The sequence below is a fragment of the Fibrobacter succinogenes genome (assembly GCF_902779965.1).
GTDB classification, from domain to species: domain Bacteria; phylum Fibrobacterota; class Fibrobacteria; order Fibrobacterales; family Fibrobacteraceae; genus Fibrobacter; species Fibrobacter succinogenes_F.
Genome location: NZ_CACZDK010000004.1, coordinates 167,247 through 193,027 on the forward strand (window position 1 = coordinate 167,247; position 25,781 = coordinate 193,027).

19 protein-coding genes and 1 tRNA gene are annotated in these 25,781 nt (G+C 45.2%); 7 read left to right on the plus strand and 13 right to left on the minus strand.

The genetic code is table 11. The annotated features are described in order from the left end of the window. Positions 1 to 6: 6 nt before the first annotated feature. The 5 genes from HUF13_RS03180 to HUF13_RS03200 form a co-directional block, all read right to left on the minus strand. Positions 7 to 591, minus strand: a complete 585-nt coding sequence (locus HUF13_RS03180) for a hypothetical protein (protein ID WP_173473777.1) — start codon at positions 589 to 591, stop codon at positions 7 to 9. A gap of 5 nt (positions 592 to 596) precedes the next feature. Beyond that, the gene (locus tag HUF13_RS03185) at positions 597 to 1,487 is read right to left on the minus strand and encodes a hypothetical protein (RefSeq protein ID WP_173473778.1); all 891 of its coding nucleotides are present in this window, start codon (positions 1,485 to 1,487) and stop codon (positions 597 to 599) included. A gap of 3 nt (positions 1,488 to 1,490) precedes the next feature. Further along, positions 1,491 to 2,141 (minus strand): hypothetical protein, encoded by a 651-nt coding sequence (locus HUF13_RS03190; RefSeq protein WP_173473779.1) that lies wholly within the window; start codon positions 2,139 to 2,141, stop codon positions 1,491 to 1,493. A 14-nt stretch (positions 2,142 to 2,155) separates the two neighbouring features. Then, positions 2,156 to 3,256, minus strand: a complete 1,101-nt coding sequence (locus HUF13_RS03195; RefSeq protein WP_173473780.1) for a restriction endonuclease subunit S — start codon at positions 3,254 to 3,256, stop codon at positions 2,156 to 2,158. A 238-nt stretch (positions 3,257 to 3,494) separates the two neighbouring features. Continuing rightward, the gene (locus HUF13_RS03200) at positions 3,495 to 5,234 is read right to left on the minus strand and encodes a class I SAM-dependent DNA methyltransferase (protein ID WP_173473781.1); all 1,740 of its coding nucleotides are present in this window, start codon (positions 5,232 to 5,234) and stop codon (positions 3,495 to 3,497) included. A 150-nt stretch (positions 5,235 to 5,384) separates the two neighbouring features. Between HUF13_RS03200 and HUF13_RS03205 the strand changes: the two genes are divergently transcribed. The 5 genes from HUF13_RS03205 to nudC all read left to right on the plus strand — a co-directional run bounded on the left by HUF13_RS03205 (position 5,385) and on the right by nudC (position 11,529). Continuing rightward, positions 5,385 to 6,131, plus strand: coding sequence for a hypothetical protein (locus tag HUF13_RS03205; protein ID WP_173473782.1), 747 nt, complete (start codon positions 5,385 to 5,387; stop codon positions 6,129 to 6,131). 10 nt (positions 6,132 to 6,141) lie between these two features. After that, positions 6,142 to 6,738 carry a hypothetical protein gene (locus HUF13_RS03210; RefSeq protein ID WP_173473783.1) on the plus strand — a complete coding sequence of 199 codons (597 nt, stop codon included), beginning with the start codon at positions 6,142 to 6,144 and terminating at the stop codon, positions 6,736 to 6,738. Positions 6,739 to 7,329: 591 nt separating this feature from the next. Continuing rightward, positions 7,330 to 8,604 (plus strand): saccharopine dehydrogenase family protein, encoded by a 1,275-nt coding sequence (locus HUF13_RS03215; protein ID WP_074208888.1) that lies wholly within the window; start codon positions 7,330 to 7,332, stop codon positions 8,602 to 8,604. 92 nt (positions 8,605 to 8,696) lie between these two features. Continuing rightward, a complete protein-coding gene (gene speA / locus HUF13_RS03220; protein WP_173473784.1) occupies positions 8,697 to 10,595 on the plus strand; it encodes a biosynthetic arginine decarboxylase in 1,899 nt (632 codons plus the stop codon). A gap of 100 nt (positions 10,596 to 10,695) precedes the next feature. Beyond that, a complete protein-coding gene (gene nudC, locus HUF13_RS03225; protein WP_173473785.1) occupies positions 10,696 to 11,529 on the plus strand; it encodes an NAD(+) diphosphatase in 834 nt (277 codons plus the stop codon). Positions 11,530 to 11,573: 44 nt separating this feature from the next. On the opposite strand, the gene HUF13_RS03230 is transcribed toward nudC, so the two are convergent. After that, the gene (locus HUF13_RS03230; protein ID WP_173473786.1) at positions 11,574 to 12,158 is read right to left on the minus strand and encodes a hypothetical protein; all 585 of its coding nucleotides are present in this window, start codon (positions 12,156 to 12,158) and stop codon (positions 11,574 to 11,576) included. 134 nt (positions 12,159 to 12,292) lie between these two features. On the opposite strand from HUF13_RS03230, the gene HUF13_RS03235 reads away from it, so the two are divergent. Further along, a tRNA-Gly gene (locus tag HUF13_RS03235) sits at positions 12,293 to 12,365 on the plus strand. A gap of 412 nt (positions 12,366 to 12,777) precedes the next feature. Here the strand turns inward: HUF13_RS03235 and HUF13_RS03240 are convergent. From HUF13_RS03240 to HUF13_RS03265, 6 genes are all read right to left on the minus strand, one after another. Further along, complete coding sequence (locus HUF13_RS03240) at positions 12,778 to 13,902, minus strand: HAD-IIA family hydrolase (RefSeq protein ID WP_304038761.1); 1,125 nt, start codon at positions 13,900 to 13,902, stop codon at positions 12,778 to 12,780. A gap of 152 nt (positions 13,903 to 14,054) precedes the next feature. Next, positions 14,055 to 14,717, minus strand: coding sequence for a hypothetical protein (locus HUF13_RS03245; protein ID WP_173473787.1), 663 nt, complete (start codon positions 14,715 to 14,717; stop codon positions 14,055 to 14,057). A gap of 162 nt (positions 14,718 to 14,879) precedes the next feature. Then, positions 14,880 to 15,788: an aspartoacylase gene (locus tag HUF13_RS03250; protein WP_173473788.1), complete on the minus strand. Its 909-nt coding sequence runs from the start codon at positions 15,786 to 15,788 to the stop codon at positions 14,880 to 14,882. Between the two features lie 9 nt (positions 15,789 to 15,797). Next, complete coding sequence (locus HUF13_RS03255; protein WP_173473789.1) at positions 15,798 to 18,422, minus strand: RND family transporter; 2,625 nt, start codon at positions 18,420 to 18,422, stop codon at positions 15,798 to 15,800. Positions 18,423 to 18,500: 78 nt separating this feature from the next. Continuing rightward, positions 18,501 to 20,432, minus strand: coding sequence for an LTA synthase family protein (locus HUF13_RS03260; protein WP_304038763.1), 1,932 nt, complete (start codon positions 20,430 to 20,432; stop codon positions 18,501 to 18,503). A 44-nt stretch (positions 20,433 to 20,476) separates the two neighbouring features. Beyond that, positions 20,477 to 20,851 (minus strand): hypothetical protein, encoded by a 375-nt coding sequence (locus HUF13_RS03265; protein ID WP_173473790.1) that lies wholly within the window; start codon positions 20,849 to 20,851, stop codon positions 20,477 to 20,479. Between the two features lie 173 nt (positions 20,852 to 21,024). Here HUF13_RS03265 and HUF13_RS03270 point away from each other — a divergent pair, with 173 nt between their 5' ends. Beyond that, positions 21,025 to 23,310, plus strand: a complete 2,286-nt coding sequence (locus HUF13_RS03270) for an endo-1,4-beta-xylanase (protein ID WP_173473791.1) — start codon at positions 21,025 to 21,027, stop codon at positions 23,308 to 23,310. A gap of 183 nt (positions 23,311 to 23,493) precedes the next feature. Here the strand turns inward: HUF13_RS03270 and HUF13_RS03275 are convergent, their stop codons facing one another. Next, the gene (locus HUF13_RS03275; protein ID WP_173473792.1) at positions 23,494 to 25,740 is read right to left on the minus strand and encodes a hypothetical protein; all 2,247 of its coding nucleotides are present in this window, start codon (positions 25,738 to 25,740) and stop codon (positions 23,494 to 23,496) included. Between the last annotated feature and the right edge of the window lie 41 nt (positions 25,741 to 25,781).

Sequence of the window (25,781 nt, forward strand, 5' to 3'; positions counted from 1 at the left end):
TAAAACTTACGATTTATTTACTGAGGCAGACGAATTATCCATATTTCCAACAATATTGGAACCATTTACAGAGCCATTGATATTGATGTTGTTTATCTCCATTTTAGGATTGCTTCCGTCTAAAGCCAACTTCCCATTTTTAAGCATCTGATTTTTCCAGTCATTGATTTTCTGCCTAACAAAAAATTCAATTCTTTGGAAAGAAATGAGTCTTATTATCTCTTTATTTTTATATAAACCTTTCCAAGGGTCGTTTGGTATTTCAAAAAAACGTTCATAGTCTTTCTGTTCTTTCGATATGTCGCAAACAACTTTCATCGGATCTCTAATCTCATACGATTTAGACATTGTCGTCATGTAACGTTTGGCATTGGGTTCAAGTGGACTATCATACCAACCTTGCACCTTCTTTTCAACATAGCGATAATCGGGCAAATCGTCTTCGTCATAGCCGTTTAGTTCCTTTTCGCAAAAAGAAGCAAATTCAAATTCGCCAATCACGTTCGCGACAGAACGAGCCTCTTCCAATAAATCTGGGAGCGGTGTTTGCGATTTTGCACTATCGGCGATAAAGTCTTCGATTAGTTTCATTCTGCCTAACCCGTTATCGATGAAATATAGCTTGACACCGTTGAGCCAATAGACCAAATGCCAGAGGATATCGCTCCTGCTGCAATGGCTTTTAACGTTTCAACAACAGAACTTTCGTCTCGATTATCTATAGATTGTTCCAATTGCTCTATTTTTTCTTTCAAAACAACGACTTCCTCAGAATCAGCTGTTTGCGTCTTTTCCATTTCTTTCTTGATTTGTTCGACAAGCAGTCTTAAAGATTCGAAATCTAATTTGCCATTGTTATTAACTGTAGCGGACGAGTTCGTCATACTTCCGACTATATTAGCACCATTAACATTTCCGTTGACAATAAGAGTCATAGTTTTAGCAATTTCCTTTTCTTTTTCTGAAAAAATGCAATCTTCTCCAAGAATACCCTTTCGCTCTAAATCAATAGACCAATCCAAAATCTGATTTTTTACAGTGTCAAGAATCCTTACCAATTGAGTTTTTGAGAAAAAAGCCTTGATCTCAGTATCAAAAAACATATTTGAATTTTTTATAAGTTCTCGTTGTAATTCAAATGGGACCACGGTATTTAATACAGAGTCTTCTGCATCAAGAAATTTCTGCATTTCCCCAACAGATAAAAATATTGGTCCCTTCAGCAATTTGGAATATATTCCTGTCGAAGGAATTTGAAAAGGAATCCAACCTCGCATAGGATTAAAGGCTTTATATGTCAAATCAACATAACGAATATCGGGAAGTTCATCAATGTTTTTATAGCCATTTATTTCATTCTTCAGAAAATCAACCATCTCTTTTTGCTCAAGTTTTTGAGCAATGAAATATGCTTTCTGAAAAAGATTCGCATAGGACAAAGCTGGATTTAAACATTCCTTCTGTAATTCTATAACCAGTTTAGCCATAAACTATCCCTGTGTTTGGATATTTGAAATAGAGTCTTTGAGTTCACCGGCTATATTTGAATTAGAAACATTTCCGTTAATGATGATTTGAATAGAAGGGATGTTTTTTACTCGATTTTGTTCTTCGCTGGAAAAGGTAAGGTTTTCGCCTAAAATGCCTTCTTTTTCCAATTTTAGCGCCCAATCTAATACAAGTTTACGGACTAAATGAAGAATTGATGTAACTTGTCCAGCCATAAAAATTTGGCGAATAGGCAGAGGTTTTGGCATATCAATAATCTCGTAAATAGCCACTTGTTCATCGTAATTGAGCCGAATATGCAACATTTTTTCTTTGGACTCGTCAATTTTTTCAATTTCAGCAATAGATCCAACAACAGAGTGCATAGACCAAGGATTTCCCGCAGGAAACGATACAGGTTCCCACCGTTTAGAAGATTCTTTATAGGCTTCTGTATTTACAGGAATACGTCGATATGAGGGAATAAGCGATCTTTTAACTCCTGCATAACCATTTATTTCTCTAGTACAGAAATCCGCCATATCTGTGATGGACAGTTTAGAGGCTATGGCGTACGCTTTCAGAAGCAGATAGTAGCAAGAAATCTTATCATCTAAACATGCTTGCTGTAAATCTAAAACCATCTTTGCCATAAGAGCCTCTTTTACTATACAGCAAGTTTTCCGCTCATGAGGCGGGGCAAGAGCAGGTCGCGCTGTTTGATGAGGTTTTCGTTATGCTTTAGTAAAGAAAGTCTATTCCGTATCATTGGACCAACGATATTGTCAAATTGATCAAGAATAGATTTAGGCGGAACAACCATTTTTTTCTTTTCCATAGATTCCTTTGTTATATGAACCATTGCTGTTCCGTTAGTTCCACCCATCCATAATGGAGTAGATGTTTTTAAGTAGAAATACAGATATGCTTTGTTGACATTGTTCTTAGGGACGACTTTCCAAATGTGATAATGGTAAATGACTTTTTCTTCATTCCATATTTCGGGACCAAAATTGCAAGCCCATTTATACAACAAATCCCCTTGTTCGCAATATTTATCACTTTCTAATTCCATATCCGAATAGAACCATTCGTCTTTTCCGGAAAAATTTCCTACACGAACGATGCGATATTTTCCCTCTGACAATAATTCAGGCATCAAATATGCTCTTCCATTAATCAACATAGCTGCTGTATCAAAACGATTTATACTCCATCCCTTAGGGATTCCGTTTTCGATGGGGGTGGTTTCGTGGCCGGGGAAGCGGAAGCGAACGAACCATTCCTTGTAAAGGTTCTCCGCCATCTGTTGCAAAATCTTAATTCGCTTGTTGTTGTTTTCTATCAGGTTGTCGTAAGCGGAGAGAATGGAGGCGATGCGGCGTTGAGTCGAAATTGATGGTAGCTTTATTTTTATTCCATAATAACATTTTGATGTCATACTTGGAATACTAGCACCAGAATCTAAACCACTCAAATCAAGATATCTTAACATTCTATATAAATAATACGGAACGACTTTTTCTTGATTAATTATCGTATAATAACACGTGTCAACAGTCCAAAATTTGCCCTTAATATACTGAATGTTATTAAGCGTGCCTTTTCGTGGCAAAAGAACACTTTCACCATCATACAAATACTGATTTGCGTAGCGCATTACTCCGCCACTGCCTAAAACAGGATATTCGCCATCATCCAAGGAAGAATGGTCTTTCCCATTCCCAATTTTCAAGATGTCACTCAATTTATACGTTGTATATTCCATAATATGATTCCCTGGATCCTTCGGCTCCGCTAACGCTTCGCTCAAGATGACATGCTGTTAACATCACTCCTTAAGATTTCTTCGCAACGCTCGCAATGACATTTTCGGGGTGTTGCGGGGTGTCCCCGCAGAAGGGGAAGCATAAGACGCTTGGAGATTCCCGCCTTCGCGGGAATGACAGCGAAGGTTGCGGGAATGACAAGTGGCTGTAGCGAGGGGAATGCTTTCCCCTTTGTCCCTAAAATAACGCATTCATGTTTTCCGCAATCTGTTTTTCTAGCTTCTTCGCTTCGGCGCTCAGCTTGGCGAAATCGTCGTTCAGTCCGAGCATCGTTTCCTTGAATTCATCTTCGGTCATGCCGTCATCTTCAATCACCACGCCCACATAGCGGCCGGCGTTCAGCGAATAATCCTGGTCCTTGATTCCGTCTTCGCCGTCAATTTTTGCGACCTTGCAGAGTCCGATTACGTCCTGGTATTTGCCGTTGGGGAAACGTTCGGCGAGCCAATTCAGTTGCGCTTGCCAATAATCTTTGGTTTTGACATCCTTGTCGTCGCTGCTTGCGGGCGCGTTCTTGAGATTTTCCTTGTATTCCTTGAGCAAGTCCTTGAACGATTGCGTATCGCCTTCGTAGAGTCGGCTGATGACGGCGAGGTTCTTTATCTGTTCGTCGCTAAACTTGCGGTGTGCCCTGTCCACCTGCGTAAATACGTTGCGTGCGTCAATGAAGAGGATTTCGTCTTTCTTTTTGCTGTTCGCCTTTTGCTTGTCGAAGAACCAGAGCGTTGCCGGGAGCGTCACCGAGTTGAACATGTTCGAGGGTAGCGTCACCATCTGGCTGATGATTCCTTCTTCGACCATTTTCTTGCGGATTTCGTATTCGCTCTTGCCTGCATCGCTTGCGGAATTCGCCATGACGAGTGCCGCCTTGCCGTTTTCATTCAGCGCGGTCGCAAAGTAGCCAATCCAAAGGTAGTTCGCATTGGGCACGGTTTCCTTTTTGTCGGAGCCCTTCTTTGCGGACTTTGTCGCGTTGCGCGGCACGCCGTAAGTGCAGAAACGTTCGTCCTTCTGGACTTTTTCGACGACGACTTCATCGACGTTGAACGGCGGATTCGCCATCACGTAATCGAACTGCCCTACCGCATTGTAGGGGTCGCTGTAGAAGGAATTCGCCTCGGTGATTTCGCCGCGCACATTGTTCAAAAGCAGGTTCATCTTCGCGAGCTTTACGGTGTCGGGTTCTTTTTCTACACCGTAGCAGCGGAAGTTCATCGCCGTGTCGTTTTCGGCACTTGCATTGTGGCGGTGCATGTAGCGGGCTGCCTGCACGAACATGCCGCCCGAACCGCAAGCGGGGTCCAGGAACTTCTTGTTGATGCCGTGAGGCTGCAACACGTTCACCATGTAGCGCACGACCGTTGCGGGCGTATAGAATGTTCCGCCGTCCTTGCCTTCGGCGAGTGCAAAGTTGCCCAGGAAGTATTCGTAGATTTCGCCGAACAGGTCAATGCTAATGTCTTCGGGAATGTCCTTGAACACGCGCACGATTTTCGAGAGCAATTCCGGTTCTTCTTCGGGAACGAGCTGCGCATAGACATCCTTGGGGAGAACGCCGTCCATCTTCTCGTTTTCTTCTTCGATGGCCTTCATCGCACCCTTTACAAGGGTCGCCTTCTTGGCATCGTCCGGCGCGTCGTTGATTGCGTCAAAGTAGGCGCATTCCGGCAGGTAGAAACCGCACTTTTCGATGGAAATGTCTTTCAGGGTGCGGGCGCGGCGCGTGCCCTTGAGCTTTTCGAACTCGGCGTTGATTTCGTCTTTGTGCTGTTTGTACAAAATATCGGCATAGCGCAAAAAGATGAGGCCAAGAATCGGCTGCCCGTACTTGTTTGCGGCAAGGTGCGCACCCGCGCGGAGCATGTCGGCAGAATGCCAAAGACGGTCTTTCAAGTTCTTAAGTTCAACGTCGGTCATAATCGTTCCTGTGTATCTTTGCGCAATATAGATTTTTGCGGGGGACGGGGGTAAAGGCAAAGGTTATTTTTAGACTTTTGCGAATGCATTATGTTTAAATCAAGAAAAAGATGTATTTTAGTGGATGAAAAAAATTCGATAAGGATAAAAATGTCATACGATGCAATTTTAATAACAGCTCTATCCGGCTTTTTAGGAGCAGCAATTGGCTCCATTACAACTCTTTGGCTTCATTTTAAAAACAAGAAAAATGATGAAAGGAAGATATTGAATGAATCTATCCACTACTTATTAGAAGTATTCTTTCTAGTAAATCGTTTTGATGTTGAAAAAATGACATCCGCATATTTAGACTATTTCTTTATGCAAATAAAGAAAATCTCCCCTAAATTAAACGAAGACTCTTTAAAAAATATTAAAGAACAGATTACATCGATTATGAAATCAACTTCTGTTCCTTTAGCCCAAAAACAAACTTTCGAAAACTTTAGAATTATTAGCGGAGATTATGAGAATATGTTGACTAAATTAGCAACAATTTTACCAATAGACGCTTTTTATTTAAGAGGAAAAAACAAACTTGAAGCTCTTATAAATACGGCTTCGTTATATTTTGACAGCATTCAAATTGCAAATTCTGAAAATGCAGAAGCTATAAGAACAACCATTAATCAAATGCAGCCCTCGATAATCACTAGCCTCATAAACGAGTTTAAAAAAGATTTAGAGACTGAGCTTTTGGTTTTGTTAAAAAAGACTGATCGTTATAATTGTAAAAAAGGCAAAAAAGCGATTGCAATGGTTAAATCAGTTGAATTGACGGACTATGATAAGCGAGAAATCGATTCAATAATTTCCAATATTTTGAATCAATTGAAGCAAAATCCATCTAAATAAAAAAAAAACAATGTCTAAGAATACCCTAAAAAATAGCGTATCCACTCAATCTCAGATTTTTGAATTATTGGGTAGGACGCTTTATGTATGCAACTTCATTGAACTTAGACTCCGTTGGATGCATCAACATCGTGGAGGCCTTTGGATCGGCAAAACTCCAGAAGAACTACTAGATAAATTAAAGAAGGCTATAGAAAAGCAGCAAAAAGGAGACAAAGCACCACTTGGCCCTATTGGCCAAGAAATGCTAGACGCCATTTATACGCCTCGTTGCAACAAAGATTTAGAAAAAGCCGAGGAGAAGAATCTATACGCATTCAATCTTGACTATAAAATCCAGTCAAAAGGACGATCCCACCGCGCTAAAACAAAATTCAAAAAATTTATTGAAACTCGAAATTATCTCGTTCATTATTTTGCTAGAGACTATGACTTGGCAAACGAAGATTCATGCAAAAAAGCCTATGCTGATTTGAAAAATAAAAGCATTATAATCAAAGATGCGCTTGAGTTCTTTAACGAGGACTATGAAACAATGCAAAAAGCATTGAAAGAGCTTCAAGAACATTTTAAAAAGATGTCTTCCAAATCAGATAAATTGCGTTAGGGATAGTGACCACGGTGTGGCGGAGACTTGCGAAAGCAAGGCTCCGTTCTAGGAGGTGAGCGGCGAGCGTAGCGAAGGCGGTTGCCCCTAGAATATAGCCCGACCTTGCCCGTGGGCAAGGGAACGCCCAAAAGGCAAGCATTCGCTCACAACGCATTTTTACAGAATCACTGGATCCTTCGACTCCACTGGCGTTACGCTCAGGATGACACCGCTGATATGCAATAACTAGACTTTACTGGATTGGGCTAAAGCTCCCATGACGCGATCGAAGCGCATTCATGAAACTTGACTAGATCCTTCGACTCCACTGGCGTTTCGCTCAGGATGACACCACTGATATGCAATAACTAGACTTTACTGGATTGGGCTAAAGCCCCCATGACGCGATCGAAGCGCATTCATGAAACTTGACTAGATCCTTCGACTCCACTGGCGTTTCGCTCAGGATGACACGTCGCTTTTCACCCATATTTTTCGCACCCGTCCGAACATTTTACACCCCATTTTCTACATTATACTCAGTAACATTCTCTACCGGGATCGCCATCCCGATGGATTAACTCTCAACAAATGAGGAACAAACAAAAAATGGCAAGAGCATTGATTATCGGTTGTGGCGCCGTTGCCACAGTTGCTATCAAGAAGTGCTGCACCTGCAGCGAAGTTTTTAGCGAAATCTGCATCGCCAGCCGTCATCGCGAAAATTGCGAGAAGTTGGCTCAGGAACTCCGCCCGAATACGAAGACGGTCATCACGACTGCCGCCGTGGACGCTGACAAGGCCGAGAACGTCTCTGCTCTTATTAAGCAATACAAGCCGGACCTGGTGATGAATATCGCTCTCCCCTACCAGGACCTCGCCATCATGGATGCATGCCTTGAATGTGGCGTGAACTACATGGACACGGCTAACTACGAGCCGGAAAATATCGATGATCCGGAATGGCGCAAGGTCTACGACAAGCGCTGCAAGGAAAAGGGCTTTAGCGCCTACTTCGATTACAGCTGGCAGTGGGCTTACAAAGAAAAGTTTGAAAAGGCTGGTCTCACGGCATTGTTGGGTTCCGGCTTTGACCCGGGTGTTTCTCAGGCATACTGCGCCTACGCCTTGAAGCACCAGTTCGACACCATCGAAGAAATCGACATCCTCGACTGCAACGGTGGCGATCACGGTTACAAGTTCGCAACCAACTTCAACCCCGAAATCAACCTCCGCGAAGTCTCTGCTCCGGGTAGCTACTGGGACACGGACGAGAACGGCAAGGGCCACTGGGTTGAAATTCCGGCCATGAGCATCAAGCGCGAATACAACTTCGCACAGGTCGGCAAGAAGGACATGTACCTCCTCCACCACGAAGAAATTGAATCCCTCGCCCAGAACATTCCGGGCATCAAGCGCATCCGCTTCTTCATGACGTTTGGCCAGAGCTATCTCGACCACATGCGTTGCCTCGAAGACGTGGGCATGCTCAGCACACAGCCCATCAAGTTCCAGGGTCAGGACATTGTGCCTATCCAGTTCCTCAAGGCTCTCCTCCCGGACCCGGCAAGTCTCGGTCCTCGCACCGTTGGTAAGACGAACATCGGTTGCATTTTCAAGGGTACTAAGGATGGCAAGCCAAAGACTTACTATCTGTACAACGTTTGCGACCACCAGGAATGCTACAAGGAACTCGGCAGCCAGGCTATCGCCTACACGACTGGCGTTCCGGCAATGTGCGGTGCCATGATGGTGCTCACGGGCAAGTGGAACAAGCCGGGTGTGCATACGGTCGAAGAGTTCGATCCGGATCCGTTCATGGAAGCCCTCACCAAATACGGTCTCCCGTGGAACGAAGATTTCAACCCGGTGCTGGTCGATTAGTAGGAAGTAGGAAGTTAGAAGTAGACAGGAATAACACAAGTAAAACTGTCTACTGCCTACCGTCTACTGTCTACTGATCCGAAGGATCATTCATGAAAAAATGGCGCATTGACGATTCCCGAGATCTTTACAACGTAAAGGGTTGGGGCGTAAGTTACTTTGATATTAACGACAAGGGTCACGCGACGGTTTCGCCGATCAAGAATGGCGGTCCGAGCATCGACCTTTACGAGCTCGTGCAGGAACTTTCCTTGCGCGATGTTTCGACTCCTGTGCTGCTCCGCTTCCCGGATATTCTGGACAGCCGCATCGAAAAGATTCACGAGTGCTTCACGAAGGCGACGACTGAATACGGTTACAAGGGCGGTCATTACAGCATCTTCCCGATCAAGGTGAACCAGCAGCGCGCGGTCTTGGAAGAAGTGGTGAGTCACGGTTCCAAGTTCAACATCGGGCTTGAAGCAGGTTCCAAGCCGGAACTTCACGCAGTTCTTGCGAACATGCAGAATCCGGATGCGTTGATTATCTGCAACGGCTACAAGGACGAAGACTTTATCGAGCTTGCTCTCCTCGCGCAGAAGATGGGCAAGAAGATTTTCATCGTCGTCGAAAAGATGAACGAACTTCATTTGGTCGTGGATCTTTCTCGCCGCATCGGTGTTCGCCCGAACATCGGTATTCGCATCAAGCTTGCAAGCTCTGGCAGCGGCAAGTGGGAAGAATCCGGCGGATACCACAGCAAGTTTGGCCTGAACAGTTCGGAGCTTTTGGAAGCTCTCGACTTCATCAAAGAAGAGAAGATGGAAGACTGCATGAAGCTCATCCACTTCCACTTGGGAAGCCAGATTACAAACATTCGCCATATCAAGAATGGTTTGCGTGAAGTTTCGCAGTTCTACGTCCAAATTAGAAAGATGGGCATGGGCCTTGAATTTGTGGACGTTGGCGGCGGCTTGGGCGTCGATTACGACGGCACGCGCAGTTCTAACGCTAGCTCCGTGAACTATTCCATCCAGGAATACGCAAACGACGTTGTGTACGCGATGTACGAAGCTTGCGAAAACGGAGACGTTCCTCACCCGAATATCATTGCGGAATCGGGCCGTGCACTTTCGGCACACCATTCCATCTTGGTGTTCAACGTGCTTGAAACGGCTGGCCAGGCTTTCTTCGACGAAAGCGTTCATGAAATCAGCGACGACGCTCCGGAAGCACTGAAGGACTTGTATGGCATTTACAAGAGCCTTTCTCCGAAGAACTTGCTTGAAAGCTGGCACGATGCCATGCAGATTAACGACGACACCTTGAGTGGTTTCAAGATGGGCGACGTGGATTTGCAGACGCGCGCTATGAGCGAACGCTTGTTCTGGAGCATTGCCCGCAAAGTGGATTTGCTAGCACGCGACTTGCGCCATCCGCCTTATGAATTAAGCGAACTCCCGCGTTTGCTTGCCGAAAAGTACTTCTGCAACTTCAGCCTTTTCCAGAGCCTCCCGGACAGCTGGGGCGTGGATCAGGTGTTCCCGATTATGCCGATCCAGCGTTTGGACGAAGAGCCGACGATCGAGACGACGATTCAGGACGTGACTTGCGATAGCGATGGCAAGATTGACATGTTCGTTCGCGGCGGCGAAGTGGCACGCACCATTCCGCTCCACCCGATCAAGAAGGACGAACCGTACTTTATCGCGGTTTACCTCGTCGGTGCATACCAGGAAATTCTCGGTGACCTCCACAACCTCTTTGGCGATACGAACGCAGTGCACATTGTCTGCAACGACAACGGCGGCTACGATATCGACAAGGTAATCGACGGCGAATCCGTGGAAGACGTGCTCGACTACGTGAACTTCAGCGACAAGGCTCTTGTCCGCAACATGGAAAACTGGGTCACGCGCTCTGTGAAGGAAGGAAAGATTACGCTTCAGGAAGGCAAGGAATTCTTGAACATCTATCGTTCCGGACTTTACGGGTACACGTATCTGGAGTAGGAAGTAGACGGTAGGAAGTAGGCAGTAGACAGGACTGTAGGCGGGATTGCCCGCCCATGGTCCAAGAGCCGAAAGAAGTGTCATTGGTTATACTAATTTTATGATTCACGAAATTACTCCGCACAAGTTAGATAACGAATTTAAAGACATTGCTCCCAAGCCCACTGATTATTTGATTATTTTCAATGGAGAGCAAACGCTTTTCAAGAAAGTGGTTGAAGGTGTTTACGAAATTCCACGAGTGTGCGACTTTCCCAAATGTGAATGCCATTACCTGATCAGCATCGATGGTGATGCTTATTTTTTGTGCAATACGAATCTGCCAGAAGTTCCAGAAGGCTACGAGTTCCGCGGCAACCGCACATTCCGCACGCTTGAAAATCATTTGGAACGCCTCGGCGGAGCAACTTCCGCACACATTGCCAAATGGGAAAATTTGAACAAATTCTGTGGCATGTGTGGTCATATCATGACGCGTGGAACTAAAGAACGCTCCATGATTTGCCCCAGCTGCAAGAACACAGTCTACCCCAAGATTTCGCCGGTCGTGATTGTCGCGGTGCACAACGGCAACGAACTTTTGATGGCGCGCAATTTGGACAATCCAGACAAGACGCGCATGTTCCTGATTTCTGGATTCGTAGAAATCGGCGAATCGCTTGAGCAAGCCGTCAAGCGCGAAGTCATGGAAGAAGCGGGCGTTCGCGTCAAGAACATCAAGTACTTCGGTAGCCAGCCGTGGCCGTTCTCGGAATCGCTCATCTCGGGCTACACCGCAGAACTCGATGGCGATCCGACGATTCACATGCAAGAAGCGGAACTCGCTTGCGCCACTTGGGTCAAGCGCGAGGACATTCCCGAATACGATACGAGCGTGAGCATCAGCAGTTGCCTCATCGAGAATTTCCGTTCGGGATATACGATTAAGGAATAAAGATTAAACGAGACGCGCGGCCGAAGAGCCGCGCATTTTTCTAGTTACTTTTCCGATTTTTTATCGGCTTTCTTCTTAGCCTTGCTCGGAGCCGCTTTAGGTGTTGCCTCAGGCTTATTCGCAAGTACAACGTATAAAGTATCGTGAATCACGACCGTATCGCGCACGACAATCGTATCATGCACAAAGACTGTATCGCGAGCGCACACGACATTCGCGGAACCGTTAGAAGCCGGAACAGGCACCACAGCCGACGAAGATGCGACCAAAGAAGAACTCGATTGCGCAGCACTTGAGCTAGACTGCGCGGCACTTGAAAGAGCAGCACTTGATTGTGCGACATTTGCACTCGAAGAAGTCACACTCACAGTCGATGACGTCGGCATTTTTTCAATGACCGTAATCAAAGAATCGCGAACATTGCGGAGGCTATCCAGCTGTTTGCGGTAACGCGTCTTATTGCCCGGACGGCGTTCTCTAGAATACTGAACTTCAATCTTATCAATCTGCGATTCAACGTCCCTAAGTTCATCGAAAACAGGACCTTCGCCTTTAACAGAACCTGTCGGCGTGAAAAAATTTGTGAAACGCTGCCACATCGAGCGTTCTTCGGCATTCACATTGTTCAAACATCCAAGACAAAAGAGGACTGCAAAAGTCCCGCAAGCAGATTTCAACCTAAAATTTCGCATGTTGTAATAATAGAAAAAAAGAAGGCATCCCTTTACAAGCCCCCTAATTTTACTAAATTAACACTACCCACGCGGGAGTAGCTCAGTTGGTAGAGCGCGACCTTCCCAAGGTCGATGTCGAGGGTTCGAGACCCTTTTCCCGCTCGAAAGCAAAAACGACACCTCTATGGTGTCGTTTTTTGCTTTTATTCGTAAACAGGTCGAGAACCCGAGAAGAGGGTTCGACAAAATTCGATCATGGACGAAGTCCGAAGAACGAATTTTGGAATTATCGCGCAAGCGATAAGCCCGTAGGGTGAGGAGTCAGCCGCGTTAGCGGAGACTGACGACGAATCACTAAATTTTTTCGTGGGCGTATGCCCGTGGGAAAAATTTAGGACTTTCCGTGTAGCGATAAGCCCGTTAGGGTGAGGAGCCAGCCGCGAAGCGGTGACTGGCGACGAATCAAACCCGTTCCCGCTCTAAAATAAAAGATCAGGTCAATGACCTGGTCTTTTATTTTACTAGTGATATAAGTGGGTCGAGAACCCGAGAAGAGGGTTCCATCCCCACTAAATTACTGTTCCAGATAATAATCGGGTCTGATTCCAAGCGCAGCTTCGTCTGCATTTAATTCTGCGGCAGGCACATTTCGCCCCACAACAAGAGCGCTATCAAAGCCTGCAATTTTCGCGCCATACACATCTGTTCCAAGCGTATCGCCAATCATCAACACGCGAGAGCCCGCCGGAAGCGAGCGTTTTACTTTTTCCCAAATTGCAGGGAACGGCTTGCCCAAGTAATAAGTTTCACAGCCTTCTCCCCCATTCGCATTGCACATCGACGCACGACGCAAGCGTTCTGAGAGAGCTCCTGAAACCGGTTCACGCAGCGTAACGCCATTTTCATCTGGAATTTTTGGAGCCCAAGCATCTGAATTGAGCACAAGAAGAATTGCACCTGGCTTTCGCAAAATCTTGACTGCTTGCGCATACGTTTCGGGCGTATCCTTTGCAGACGAAATCGCCACAATTGGCTCGGCGGGTTCAGCATCCATAGCAACCGCAGTGATTCCACAAGCATCAAGCACATGCTTGCCCGTGTCACGACCGATGTAATAGACTTCGCGCAATTCAAGCCTGTGACCGCGCAATTCAAGCGGTTTCGCGGCAGTCCTACATATCGCCACATTTCCATCTACACGTTCACCACGACGCAAGCGTTCCACGAGTTCTCGCAACAAGCTCCCTGACGAAATCGTTTCTTCCGTCGAAAAATCAAAACCACGTTTGTCCGCATCACGCGCCAAGACTTCATCGACATCCGAAGCGGCATTCGTCACCAAGCGGAGGTGCTTGCCGGCATGGCGAAGCATCTTGAACCATTCCATTGCACCGGGGTAAACAAAACTACCGCGATTGTAGAGCGTTCCATAGCCGTCAAAGCAAAAGGCATCGTAACGGTCTAGCAAATCCGCCATGTGAACATGGCGCGGTTCAGATAGGGAAACAGAACAAGGACGCTCTGCATTTCTAGGAGATTCCCGGTCGGAGCCGGGAATGACGCAGGAGCCGAGAGATGCAGAAACAAGCTTGCATGTTTCTATATCCGAGGCGAACAAGTCATGCCTCGAAGAGGAATGACAATCACGCTCAATTATCTGCTTATAACGCAGGTAGATTTCTGTTTCGAATTGTTCCATTAAAATTCGCTTTTGACCATCGACATTCGCGAGAATGACGATTCTTAAACTCTAGATTTGACTGGATCCTTCGCGATGCTCAGGATGACAATCACGCTCAATTATCTGCTTGTAACGCAGGTAGATTTCAGTTTCAAATTTATCCATAGCGATTACGCATCGCTGCGGAGAATGCCGTAGTCACGACCTTCCACGGGAATCACGAGTTGCAACTTCAAAAGCGTCTTGATGTGTTTTTCAAAAACGACCTTGAAGTCTTCACCAAGCTCTTCGTCATCGTCATGGTCAAGGTTGTACGCCACATAGCTACCGTCTGCAAAAATCGAGATGCAGCAATCCCACGTGATGTCACCTTCCTGCGGTTCCTCGTCATCTTCGCGATCCTTGCTTTCGAGCATCAAAATCGGGCGCGGAGCAGGAATCGGTTCGGCATGACCGTTTTCGAAAATAAAGTAATTGCGGCTGATGAGTTCGTGTTCCAAAGCCATTGTGCTCGGCACGCGCGCAAATTCTCCGCGCAAACGATTGATGTTTCCGAGGTCGTCTTCGTACGGGTCCTGGAAATCTTCGGGCAATACAATCTGATAATAATCAAATTGCTTTCCGCTAGCAGCGTAGTTGTCTTGCCAAGACTGAGGCGGTTCCGGACGAATCGTCAAAAAATCTTCGAACGCATCGAGGATGTCATTCAAGCGGGAATCCCAAGGTTTTTCCTTGAGTTCCTGAACAATGTCCATAAAATTCTTGAGGCTTTCTTCGCCCGTCACTTGAGTTAAATCGGCACTCGGCACACCAGTTTCATCAAATTCAATCATGCTAAAATTCCTTTTTATTTCGCAATAAATTTAGAAAAGTATCCGCAATCCAAGATGTGCTGGGAGGTGCCCGCACGGTGGCGGGCATGACAATGTAATCGGTCCTGCTCAAGAAGTCGCGACCTCATACCCCAAAGGGGCGAAGCCCCGACCTCACACCGCCTACCACTTTTCCACGGTTTTTACGGTCAAGCTCATGGCAATGTCTTTTTCGTAATACGCGGGTTCGTTGATAAAAATCGGGTAGACCGAGCGTCCATCCGGTTCACCTTCGAACAAAACATCCTTGCCATCGAACGTGCGGAAAAGCTTGTCGCCCTTCTTGAGTTCACGGTAATCGTGACCGTCCAATTCCGGGTGGATCATCGCCTGGATTGAGCCTCCGCCCTGTGGCTTCGGGTAGCCCAAGTCACGCAATTGCGTATAAACTTCAACCTCAATCGGTTCGCGCTTTTGCAATTCACCGCGATTCCATTCTTCGGCAAGTTCCAGATAACGTTTCACCAATTTTTCGGAACGTTCGAAAATTTCGGCATTCAGCGTTCCGTGCTGCTGCGGCCCAATTTCAATGCAAACATCCGCCTTCGCGACCGTTCCAAAATACGGTGAAGCGCTGCGTTCTTCGGGCTGGTAATAAATCCACGCATCCTCGAATTCTTGCGTGAGCACTGCAGAAGCCTTCATCGTGAACGGGTCACGCGTCGAAAGGATCAAGCAATAGCCCATGTTCGAGCCTGTATTGTGCACGTCCAGAATCAAGTCCGTGCGCGTGTCAGCACCCTTTGGGCCATAAAATCGATTGAGTTCACGAGCCCTGCGAAATTCATATTGCAAAGGTTCCGCCGTCACATCCAAACAAGTCTGCGAAAACGAGCGGTTCAAATCATGGTCACGGTAACGGCGGTTCAGGCGCACCGCTTCCGGGTTTGCAAGCACAACATCAACTTTCGACGATTTACAAATCGTATTGTAACATTCAGGGTGAGCCAGCCACTTTTCGACCAAACTCACGCCTGTACGTTCATTGCCATGCGTTCCGCCAGCAACGACAATCGTATTAATCTTACTCATAACCATCCATCACTTCTTCACATCTTTCTTTTTCAAACAAGAACCGCAAAGGAACATCGAGAATATAACACTTGTCACAAGGAACATAAAGATGCCCATGCAAGCAAGGTGGCCAATGCCCTGCAAACCGCGGTGTGTTGTAAAGAGGAATCCAACAAAGCCGGCAATCGTGGTCATGGAGCTAGCCATCACGTTACGGCCCGTCGTATCAAAGAGTTGACGAAGATTCATGCCTTCATTGGACTTGGAGCACCAAGAAGTGATAAAGTGAATTGTGGCGTCAATGCCAATGCCAAGCGTCATCGGAATCACAATCACGTTGTAGATGCTGATTTTTCCAAATTCAAAGAAGTAAGTCAAAGCGCCCAGCAATCCAAGCGTAAGGAGCGCACCCATGCCGAACGAGACGCCACCCGCCAAGAACATCGACGGTTTGCGGAACGAGATGATCAGCGTGAGGAAAATGACGAGCACAATAACCGAGGCCAAATTAAAGCTATCGGCCTTTACCGATTCAATCACGTCCGAAAGAATGAACTGCGAGGAGAAGGTGCGCAAGCGTTCGCCATCAAAATTCCAGTTGCCATAGCGTTCCTGAAAGCGATGCAACGCATGGGCATCCCAACTCGGAAAGTCACCGTAAATAAAGCCAATCTTACCGTAAGTGCCATCTTTTTCACGAAGCAAGTCGAGTGTCCAAGACGGGACATCTTCGGCCGAGAACGGCTTTTCCACTTGAGCCAACTTGCGAAGCGTTTGCACGTTCGTTGAATCTTCGCCTTCGGCCTTGTCAAAGACGCGCGCTTCGACTAGGTCGCGAATTTCTTCGATGACTTCAAGGCGCTTTTCCTGGGAATCCGCAGGCGGCACAAAGCTCTTGAGCGTGAGGAAGCTACCGAGCAGAGAATCTTTTTCGACATGGAGTCGAATCATCAACGTGTCATAAAGCTTGTCAAGCTGTTCGGACTTAGAACCCATCACCGCCGCAGGCGTCGAAGTCACAGCGCGGTTCGTGGCGCGGGTTACCTTGGTCGAAATTTTCTTTTCGGCAGCTGGGATTACCTTATCCGTATGAACACGGCGCAAGTTCTTCAAGTTGTGTTCAAAATCCACATGCGGAGCAAAATACAATGACACGGCGCCAAGCACAAAGCCAATCAATGCCAAACGCTTGAAAAAACCATAAATTTGCTTTTCGCTCCAAGATTTGGGCAACAGCGAATTGTTCGGAGCAGCAGGGATTCCGCCCATGCATGCCACAAATACCGGCAAAACAAGGACAGAAGTCATCATACTGAAGAGAACGCCCATCGATGCCACAATGCCGAATTCGTAGAATCCGCGGAAGTGTGCAACCAAAAGTGTAAGGAACGCGGCAATCGTCGTGAAGCTCGCCAAGATAAACGGCTTGAGCATCTTGCGCTGCGTCTCTTCGAGAACTTCTTCCAAAGAGCTGTACTTGTTCAAAAGTTTCTGCGCATTACCCAAAATGTGAATGGAATAGTCAATACCAATGCCCAAAATAATCGAGGCGACAAACACTGTAAACGGATTCAATTTGCCATAGAAAAGCGCCGTGAACGCAAGCGTCGGGAGGCAAGCGTAAAGCACAGAACCGGTCACGAGAATCGGGCCCTTCACGCTCCTAAAGAAGAACGCGGTCAAGAGGAAAATCAAGACAAGGCTAATGCCAAACGAGAAGATACTGTCGTTAGCAACTTCATCGACTTCCTTCAAGCCTTCGTAAGTACCTTCAACCGTGAAGCGGGTCGGCACCGGATATTGCTTGCTGCGGAAGTAAGCCAAAAGTTCATCGGTCTTTGCCAAAATTTTCGTCACAAATTCATAGTCGGTCGAAGGCTTAATCAACTTAGCATTCACCACGGCATTAAAGAGAATCTTGCCTGTGCTATCTGGTTTAGGGCTTCCGATCAAACGATTTTTCAAATTGTCAGGAAGGTAGGCTTTCGGATTCCATTCAGTCTTTCCACTGTCTGTTTTAGCAGTTTCCTTCTTTTTAAAGAATGCATCGAACGCCCCCACGGCCTCTTCGGGGAGGCCAAGTTCCATCGGCAAATTTGCATCAAACCAAACGCGTTCTTTTTTTGCACTCGCTTCACCATTTGCAGAATCGGCAGTTCCATCGCCCAGCAAGTCAACCACAAGCGGGCCATTCTTGCGGCCAATTTCGAGTTGCAAGTCTTCAAGGTTATCGCGGATGTTTTCAAGGTGCTTGACCGGGAGGTACAAAAGCGCATTGTCCTTGAAGAACTGATTATCGTTATCCACCTGTGTCGAGACGAAATCCCCTTGCCAATTTTTGTGGATGTAATTCTGAATCGAATCTTGCAAGGCGGCAGCAAGTTCCACGCTTTCGCTCTGAATAGCAATCATGAAGCGGTCGGTACTGCCGAAACGCTCGTAAGATTCTTCGAGAGCCTTTACACTCGGCGTATCTTCGGGCAATAGGTGCGAAAGATCGGCATCCAGTTTGAGCCCCGGCTTCACAAGAATCGGGAACGCGAGGAGGAGCGCAAGGAAAATATAGAATGCTAAAGCCGCATACTTATGACGGCAAATGAGAGGGATATACCACTGCGAGAATTTTTCCGCAAACGATTTTTTTGTATTCATGCGTAGAAATATATTAATAATCTTACAACATACGCACATCGCCATCGGCAAATTCCGACGAACTGCCTAAAAACAGGACTAGTGGGGCAACATATTGTCGTTGCGCAAAAGCGAACGCAAAACTTTGCTAGCCCCAACAGCATGCGACTTCCACGTAAGCGACAAGGAATCCGAAACGTGCTCAAATGAGCCATTCTTTCCTTTATACACTTCGTCAGATTCCAAGCCACCCGTCAACACAAAATCACGAAAACCGAGATAGTAAGCATTTTGAGTATAAAATAGCGCGGGTTGCTCCGCCGGGCGTTTTTCGGTAAGCAAGTCATAACCCCAGAAATGGTTCGGAGCACGCACTTGCGCCAAATCCAGAATCGTGGGGCCAATGTCCAGCTGCGAGGCAACATCTTCGCGGATCTCAAGACCTTTAAAGAGCGAGGTATCCGCAGAGAAAATCCCCATGAAAATTTGCGCAGCCGAAACACCAAGCGGTTGCGGCACCTTGTAATCAATGGAATCCACAGGCGTATCGTGGTCACCAAGAATCACGACAACCGTACGGTCAAAATCAGGCCTTGCATAAAGCGCTTCGAAAAAGCGGCCCATTTGCGCGTCCGTATAACGTAATGCGTTCTTGAAACGCACCATCGCATCTTCGGGTTTTGCTGCGTAACTGTCCGGGTAACCATAAAACGGAATATGCGTTGCAATCGTATTGGCTGCTAGGAACCAAGCGCTATCCGTTGGCATAGTCTTGAGTAGTTTTATCGCTAAATCCATCCCGAGACTGTCAGACGTTCCCGGAATTTTCGAGTCCTCAATAACGCGCCAGTTGTCGCCATAAAAGCGTTCTACAAAAGGCAACGTGTGGTCAAAAACAGGATTTGAAACAGTCATGTACGCACGATGATAATTTGTCAGATATTCCTGGAAACCTTTGAAATGGTTCGAGGCATAGAACGCCGGCACATCGCGATTCGGGTGCGATGGGAATCCAAGGTAAGTCGAAGTTGTTCCACGAACAGTCGGATAGCTACCGCTGAACGCATTCTTGAACCAAAGCCCGCCCACATTCGCCATTTTCCACAAGTTCGGAGCAAGCGACGTATCACCTTCGAGCATTTTATTCAGCACACGGCCTTTATAAGATTCTCCGAAAATGAAAACGATATTGTACGGTTTTGTCGCCTTGTATTCATGCTTCGGAGCATTACGGTAGCCAGGGAATTTCGCATCTAGACGAGCGCCTGCAAAATCAGCCGGCAAAAAAGCATCGAGGTCATGGACAAGTTCATCCGTAATAGAATAGCCATCACGGAAAAATTCAAAAGTTTCAAGCCCTGCAATATGCAACACAGGTGCAGTCAGCGTCCATTTTCCAAGTGTAAAGCGCCAATCGATTTGAAAAGGAAAATTAGTAACGCCACGCGCACCCACAATGAACAAGATCAATGGAATCACAGAAAGAGTTGCTCCCGAAGCGAGCATGGTCAAAGGAATTCTCTTATCCGACAACTTTGCAATGCGCAATTCCATCATCGTCATGCGTTTTTTCCGAATCGAATACGTCACGCAAAAAGCAATTCCACCCGCCAGAATCAAGAACACAAGCCCAATCCAGAGAACCGTGCCAACGACATCGCCACCGAGAGTCGAAACTGTAGTCTCATCCGTAATATTCGAAACATGAAAATAAGTACGTATAAATGAATAAGAAAGACGTTGGTGATTAAAGCGGAAAATTTCGTAGTCCGCAATCGCAAAGAAAAAATAGACGACATAAAAAACAGCTAGTGCGCGAGGACTCTTCAAGAACGTAAAGATGGAAGACATCACAAAGATAGCGCCATACGCCATAAAAACTTGCCAAATCGTTTTGCCAGCAAACATTTCGGACATCGAAAGTCCAAGCGGATCCGGCAAAGCGTAAAACAAAACAAGCATCACCGTTTGTAACAATAAAGCCACAGACGTAATCAGGATAAACGGATTTTTCAAGAGCTGTTTAATCATCGTAACCAACTAAAAAGAACCGAACCGAAATATAAAAAAGTTCGTCAAAACGCGAGAGCGTTCACCCAATAGCAAAATGCGGTTATTGCCGAAAGCGGAGTCATCACATATTTTTCTTTTTTACTCTTCGAAGCGAGATTGGCAAGACAGTTCATCGTCAAATAAACAGCCAAGGCAATCCCGATAATCTTTGTGACTTTATGCGAAAACCATAAGGACATATAGCCACCGAGCTGCAAAAGCACAATGGCAAAGAAAACTTGCAAAAGCAACTGCACCGCAAGAACAATGCGCAATTTAGCAGGAAAAACTTTAAATCGGCCACCCAAGGTAAACGCACCTAATGGCGCCCCAAGAATCAAGGCAACGCTCATCACAACGACAAGCAATAGTAAAACAGCACCGATTATTGCAGTCATAAAAACCTCCAAGAATTAGTTTAAATATAACTTCAAAGCAAGGACTTATTAGCAGTCAACTAGAGACTCATAGATGTTTTGTCAATGGAAGTTTTCACCCCAAGAGGGACATTCCTATGTTTTCGAGGTATTTTATTATTACGTGCTGTAACCTAAAAAAATCTGGAGTCGCAATGAGTGTGTTTTCAAAAATATTTAAGGCTTTGACATTTGTCCTTGCGGTATCGACATTTTCTTTTGCGGGCATAGCCGATGGGGCCGCCAAATTCTTGGGCAACACGACCACTTTGGGCGAAATTCCCGATAATTTTGGCACTTACTGGAACCAGATAACCGCCGAGAACGAATGTGTTTGGGGCTATGTCGAAAAAACGCGCGGCGAATACGACTGGACCGGATGCGACCTCGCCTATAACTGGGCAAGAAAGAACAAAGCGATTTTTTCGTTTCACACCCTGTTGTGGGGTTCGCAAAATCCGCAGTGGTTAAGCAAGCTCGACGTTGACGAAACCAAAAAAGCTTGGACAGCTTGGATCAACGCCGTTAAGGAACATTATCCCGACCTCGAAATGATTGAAGTGGTCAACGAGGCCGTCAAAAACGGCAACAGCTATCATTCCAGTTTTTCCAGCAATAAACTGATTGAGGCGCTAGGCGGCGATAGCGGCAACTACGAATTTGTGGTTGCGGCTTTCAAGATGGCACGAGAACGCTGGCCAGAAGCCATTCTGATTTACAACGACTACAATACCATCCAATGGCAAAAAGTAGAGGGCATCGACCTTCTCAAGAAAATAAAGGCACAGGGGGCGCCAGTTGACGCTTACGGAATGCAGTTCCACGAAACAACCGCACAAGGGAGCGGCAAACGCAAGTGCTTGCATTTCTCCGTCCTCAAACGCGCACTTAACGATGCACACGAACAAACAGGCCTTCCCATATACATTACACAATACGATGTCGGAGACAAGGACGATAATCTTCAGAAAAAATGCTACATAGAGCATATTCCGCTCTTGATGGAAACAGAATACGTGAAGGGCATTACCCTTTGGGGCTACATTTACGGCAAAACTTGGCTTTCTTGTAACGGTTTGGAACAAGGTTGTTCCGGCCTTATCAAAGACGGAGTCGAACGGCCGGCATTGACTTGGCTCAAGGAATATTTCAAGGATTCGAGAGTTCGTCGCTATATGCTAGGCCTTGCCAACGGTGCAGAAAAACGTCTAGGTAATGTCATTGTCGATGGTCAATCCTTTCCCGAAGATTATGAGGACTACTGGAATGAAATTACAACGGATAACGCGTGCACATGGATTGCCGTCGAAAAGGAACGCGGCAATTACGATTTTTCAAAATGCGACGCCGTTCATCAGTGGACTGTTTTAAATCGATGGGATACTCGCATGCCCTTCAAGTTCCGCAATCTGCTGAAAGGGACGCATTTGCCACATTGGCTGAATGGGCTCGACGTGAACGAAACCAAGGAAGCCATTACGGCTTGGTTTGACGCCGTTGCCAAGCATTATCCCGAAATTTACCAGATTGAAGTTGTCGATGGAGCCGTCCGTAATAGCACAGGTCACTATCATTCCGGATTTGAAGCCTACAACAACGTAATTGAGGCTCTCGGCGGCGACGATGGCGACTACAAGTTTGTGGCCACGGCCTTCAATATGGCTCGTAAACGCTGGCCTTATGCGACCCTGATTTACAACGATTATGACGAAATGCGTTGGGAAAACGATCCGACGGTTAATCTCATTCTGAAACTTCAAGAACAAAATGCGACAATAGATGCATTTGGATTGCAGGCCGCAAACTGGATGATCCAAGGTTCAGGCCCTGAGATAGAGTGCATTGCCGGGAGTAAAATACGGGACGGCATTCAAAAAATTTACGACAAGATAAAGATTCCCTTGCTCATTACAGAATACAGCATCGGTACGGATGATGACAACCTTCAGAAGGCTTGCTTTGCAGAACATATTCCCGTTTTCATGGAATCGGAATATGTTGCGGGAGTCACTCTCTGGGGCTACATTTACGGGGAAACGCCGCGGATGAACCCCACAAATACAGGCCTCATCAAAGATGGAAAAAATCGCCCTGCTATGGACTGGCTTGAACAATATTTCATTAAGCACTGGGCAGACAGCAAGAACATGTATTCTAGCGGCATTCCGACACACCCGCTAGACTCGTTAGATTCAATCGCTCTGGAAAATCCAAATGCAATTGACCGAAAAATCGATAACAAGATTCGCCTAGAGCAGAACACGCTCCAAAATTACGATGTGTTTGACGTGCAAGGAGTGCGCTTGGGCAAGCTCTCGGCATACGGCTTTAGCGAAGCCACAGCCAAGCTCAAGTCCGTCAGTGCCGCGAAACCCTCGGGCATATACTTTTTGCGAAGCCAAGCCTCCGGAAAGATGAAAAGCGTTAGAGTTGCGAGGTAGGAAAATTGACCGTGAACTGCAATGAAAGCCTTCTGCTGCGGGAGTGTCATTCCCGGCTTGACCGGGAATCTCCTTCTAAAAACTTAAAAACCTCGGCAGTTTAATGCCGAGGCCTTTATTTACGAGCTTTTTCCACTAGCGTGGAGCGGGCTATACTCGCATCGCTCCGAAAAAATATACGTTCTAATCAACGTTATTCCAGTCAAGATAAAGCAGAAGAAATTTCGGCATAAATTCACCATCCCTATATCTATACGATTTTACCGAATCAAGTAATATAGACATGCCTGTTTCTGAAGCGACGCGCTCACATTTTGCCGAATATTTTTCATAAATCGGATTTTTACCGTATTTAGTTTTCTTATAACCAGTTATCTTCCTTGGCGGATTAAAAGAGCAACCCTTTATATTCACCTTCGAAACTTTAGAACGCCCTTTTTCATCGAACCCTTTGGGCATTGTCGCGTTAACTGTTATTTCTACATTCCCTATATCTGAATTCCAATATTTAACAACACCATCTATTTCCCCCCAATTGTTTAATGGGATATAAACTGTTTCATCATTTGTTTTTATAGACACCGATTTAATACGACCATTTTGCAATCTTGCTTCATATTTTTCTTTTTCATCTCGACAAGAAGGGCCAACGTCAAAATCAGATATAGATATGATAGGCATACATTCAAGATATTTTGCAGAATTTTTATTTCCATTTAACAGATAAATTATATCACGAACAACAGATGGTTTCAATTTCGAATCAGTTCCATCAAGAAACTCAATGTGATACCCATTTTTATCAAATAGTACTTTATAAATATTACCGTATATAAAGAAACCGCTAGAAGTTCCATCGTTTATAAATTTTCTATAAACTATATCCATATTATGCGGGTTTATCCCAGTCTCTTTTCCCTCTTTAATTTTTTTATCTTTTATGACTAATTCCGACACAATAATGGAAAAAATGTCATCACTAGAATACAAAGGATACATACATGTCATATTCCCATTTTTTCGAGGAAGTTTCATCAAACTATCCATTTCAACAATATACGAATCCTCCCCTGATACAAAAGAACATCTAGACATAGTTTTGTATTCATCATCATAAGAGCGGCTTGATTTTAATTTTTCACATAATCTTTCAACGCTATCTTTAATCGATACATACTTATCAAGAACCGCATTTAAAGAAATATCAGAACGCGCTGAATAATTTTCTCTATATTCACTTAAATAGTCTATCGCCAGGCTTAACGAATGTCCTGATTCATATTCAGCCTTAGCCTTTTTTATGATTTCAGATACAGGCATCTTATTTTTGTTTAAACCGTCTTCAGCGTCAGCGGTGTATTTTCCTTGCGGAAAATTTTTTAAATAATATCCATATAACCCTCTTATACTAGCATTATCCCAATAGTTTTTTTCCAAAGAGTCAAGAAAAACTTTATATACATCTTTTGAAAAAACCTTTTCATTGCAAGTTTTTTTGATTGGTTCAATGCCCTTCTTTATTTCTCCTCTACCAAAATACTTTAGCAAAGCAAAACATTTATCAGGTATTTGTCCATGAATTTGAATTTCCCTTTCTATAAGAGGCTTCCATTTCGACGAAAACGATGATAAAGGATCTTTGATTTCATTTAGATAGTTTAAGTATTCGGTTAATGAAATGTTTTCCGTTCTATTTGAAACAAAATTTTGGTTTATCGATCCTCCCCAAAAAGCACCCATTGATTTTTCACTTCTTTCCTGGACTTCTTTTATCCTTTTGTATTCATTATTTAATTCATCGCTTAACTTATAAAAATAACCTTTCCCATCAAAGCCCCGTCCATATTCACCATCTCTGTCATTTGACAACAAAAAAGACCAAAACTGGCGTTTGGGGGACCATTGCTTATAACTGTGTAAGGCATTGATATTTCCAAAAAGGGCGTTGGCATAGTCTTTTGCATAACCATCTCCATCACCATAATATTCATTAAAATGTTCGTACCATTTATTTGAACTGATATCATACCGGGTGCAAAATGTTAAAAAATCCCTATATTTATTCCAGAAAAGCACTGTTGCTATGACAATATTCGGACTTTCACTTACACTAAGTGGATTATCTCTTTGAAAAACCGAATCCGTTGTGACCGCAAGTTGTACGCAAAAATCTTTTTTATAACTATTTATGGAATTACTTTTATACCATTCCGCTAAAAATTCGTCACCAGATTTTTCCATTCCCCAAAAGCACGCTCTTGTCCTTCCTTGACAATTGGAATAACATCTCTCATTAGCGCATTCATGAAAGCAACGCGGCCAATCACCACTGTTAATAACTAAACCGCTAGAATCCTTTTCAAAGCACCGATCTCTTGCAGCAAAAGCAGCAATTGTAATCATAAAGATTGTCAATAGAATTTTTTTCATAATAATTCTCCATTTTAAGTTTGACATTCAGGAGACTCCTT

Coding starts and splice junctions, on each gene's coding strand:
- HUF13_RS03250 (WP_173473788.1), bottom strand. CDS start 15,788: ATGAGTAAGATTAATACGATTGTCGTTGCTGGCGGAACGCATGGCAAT.
- HUF13_RS03275 (WP_173473792.1), bottom strand. CDS start 25,740: ATGAAAAAAATTCTATTGACAATCTTTATGATTACAATTGCTGCTTTT.
- HUF13_RS03260 (WP_304038763.1), bottom strand. CDS start 20,432: ATGATTAAACAGCTCTTGAAAAATCCGTTTATCCTGATTACGTCTGTG.
- HUF13_RS03240 (WP_304038761.1), bottom strand. CDS start 13,902: ATGGAACAATTCGAAACAGAAATCTACCTGCGTTATAAGCAGATAATT.
- HUF13_RS03265 (WP_173473790.1), bottom strand. CDS start 20,851: ATGACTGCAATAATCGGTGCTGTTTTACTATTGCTTGTCGTTGTGATG.
- HUF13_RS03195 (WP_173473780.1), bottom strand. CDS start 3,256: ATGGAATATACAACGTATAAATTGAGTGACATCTTGAAAATTGGGAAT.
- HUF13_RS03255 (WP_173473789.1), bottom strand. CDS start 18,422: ATGAATACAAAAAAATCGTTTGCGGAAAAATTCTCGCAGTGGTATATC.
- HUF13_RS03210 (WP_173473783.1), top strand. CDS start 6,142: ATGTCTAAGAATACCCTAAAAAATAGCGTATCCACTCAATCTCAGATT.
- HUF13_RS03180 (WP_173473777.1), bottom strand. CDS start 591: ATGAAACTAATCGAAGACTTTATCGCCGATAGTGCAAAATCGCAAACA.
- nudC (WP_173473785.1), top strand. CDS start 10,696: ATGATTCACGAAATTACTCCGCACAAGTTAGATAACGAATTTAAAGAC.
- HUF13_RS03205 (WP_173473782.1), top strand. CDS start 5,385: ATGTCATACGATGCAATTTTAATAACAGCTCTATCCGGCTTTTTAGGA.
- HUF13_RS03190 (WP_173473779.1), bottom strand. CDS start 2,141: ATGGCAAAGATGGTTTTAGATTTACAGCAAGCATGTTTAGATGATAAG.
- HUF13_RS03245 (WP_173473787.1), bottom strand. CDS start 14,717: ATGATTGAATTTGATGAAACTGGTGTGCCGAGTGCCGATTTAACTCAA.
- HUF13_RS03270 (WP_173473791.1), top strand. CDS start 21,025: ATGAGTGTGTTTTCAAAAATATTTAAGGCTTTGACATTTGTCCTTGCG.
- HUF13_RS03200 (WP_173473781.1), bottom strand. CDS start 5,234: ATGACCGACGTTGAACTTAAGAACTTGAAAGACCGTCTTTGGCATTCT.
- speA (WP_173473784.1), top strand. CDS start 8,697: ATGAAAAAATGGCGCATTGACGATTCCCGAGATCTTTACAACGTAAAG.
- HUF13_RS03185 (WP_173473778.1), bottom strand. CDS start 1,487: ATGGCTAAACTGGTTATAGAATTACAGAAGGAATGTTTAAATCCAGCT.
- HUF13_RS03215 (WP_074208888.1), top strand. CDS start 7,330: ATGGCAAGAGCATTGATTATCGGTTGTGGCGCCGTTGCCACAGTTGCT.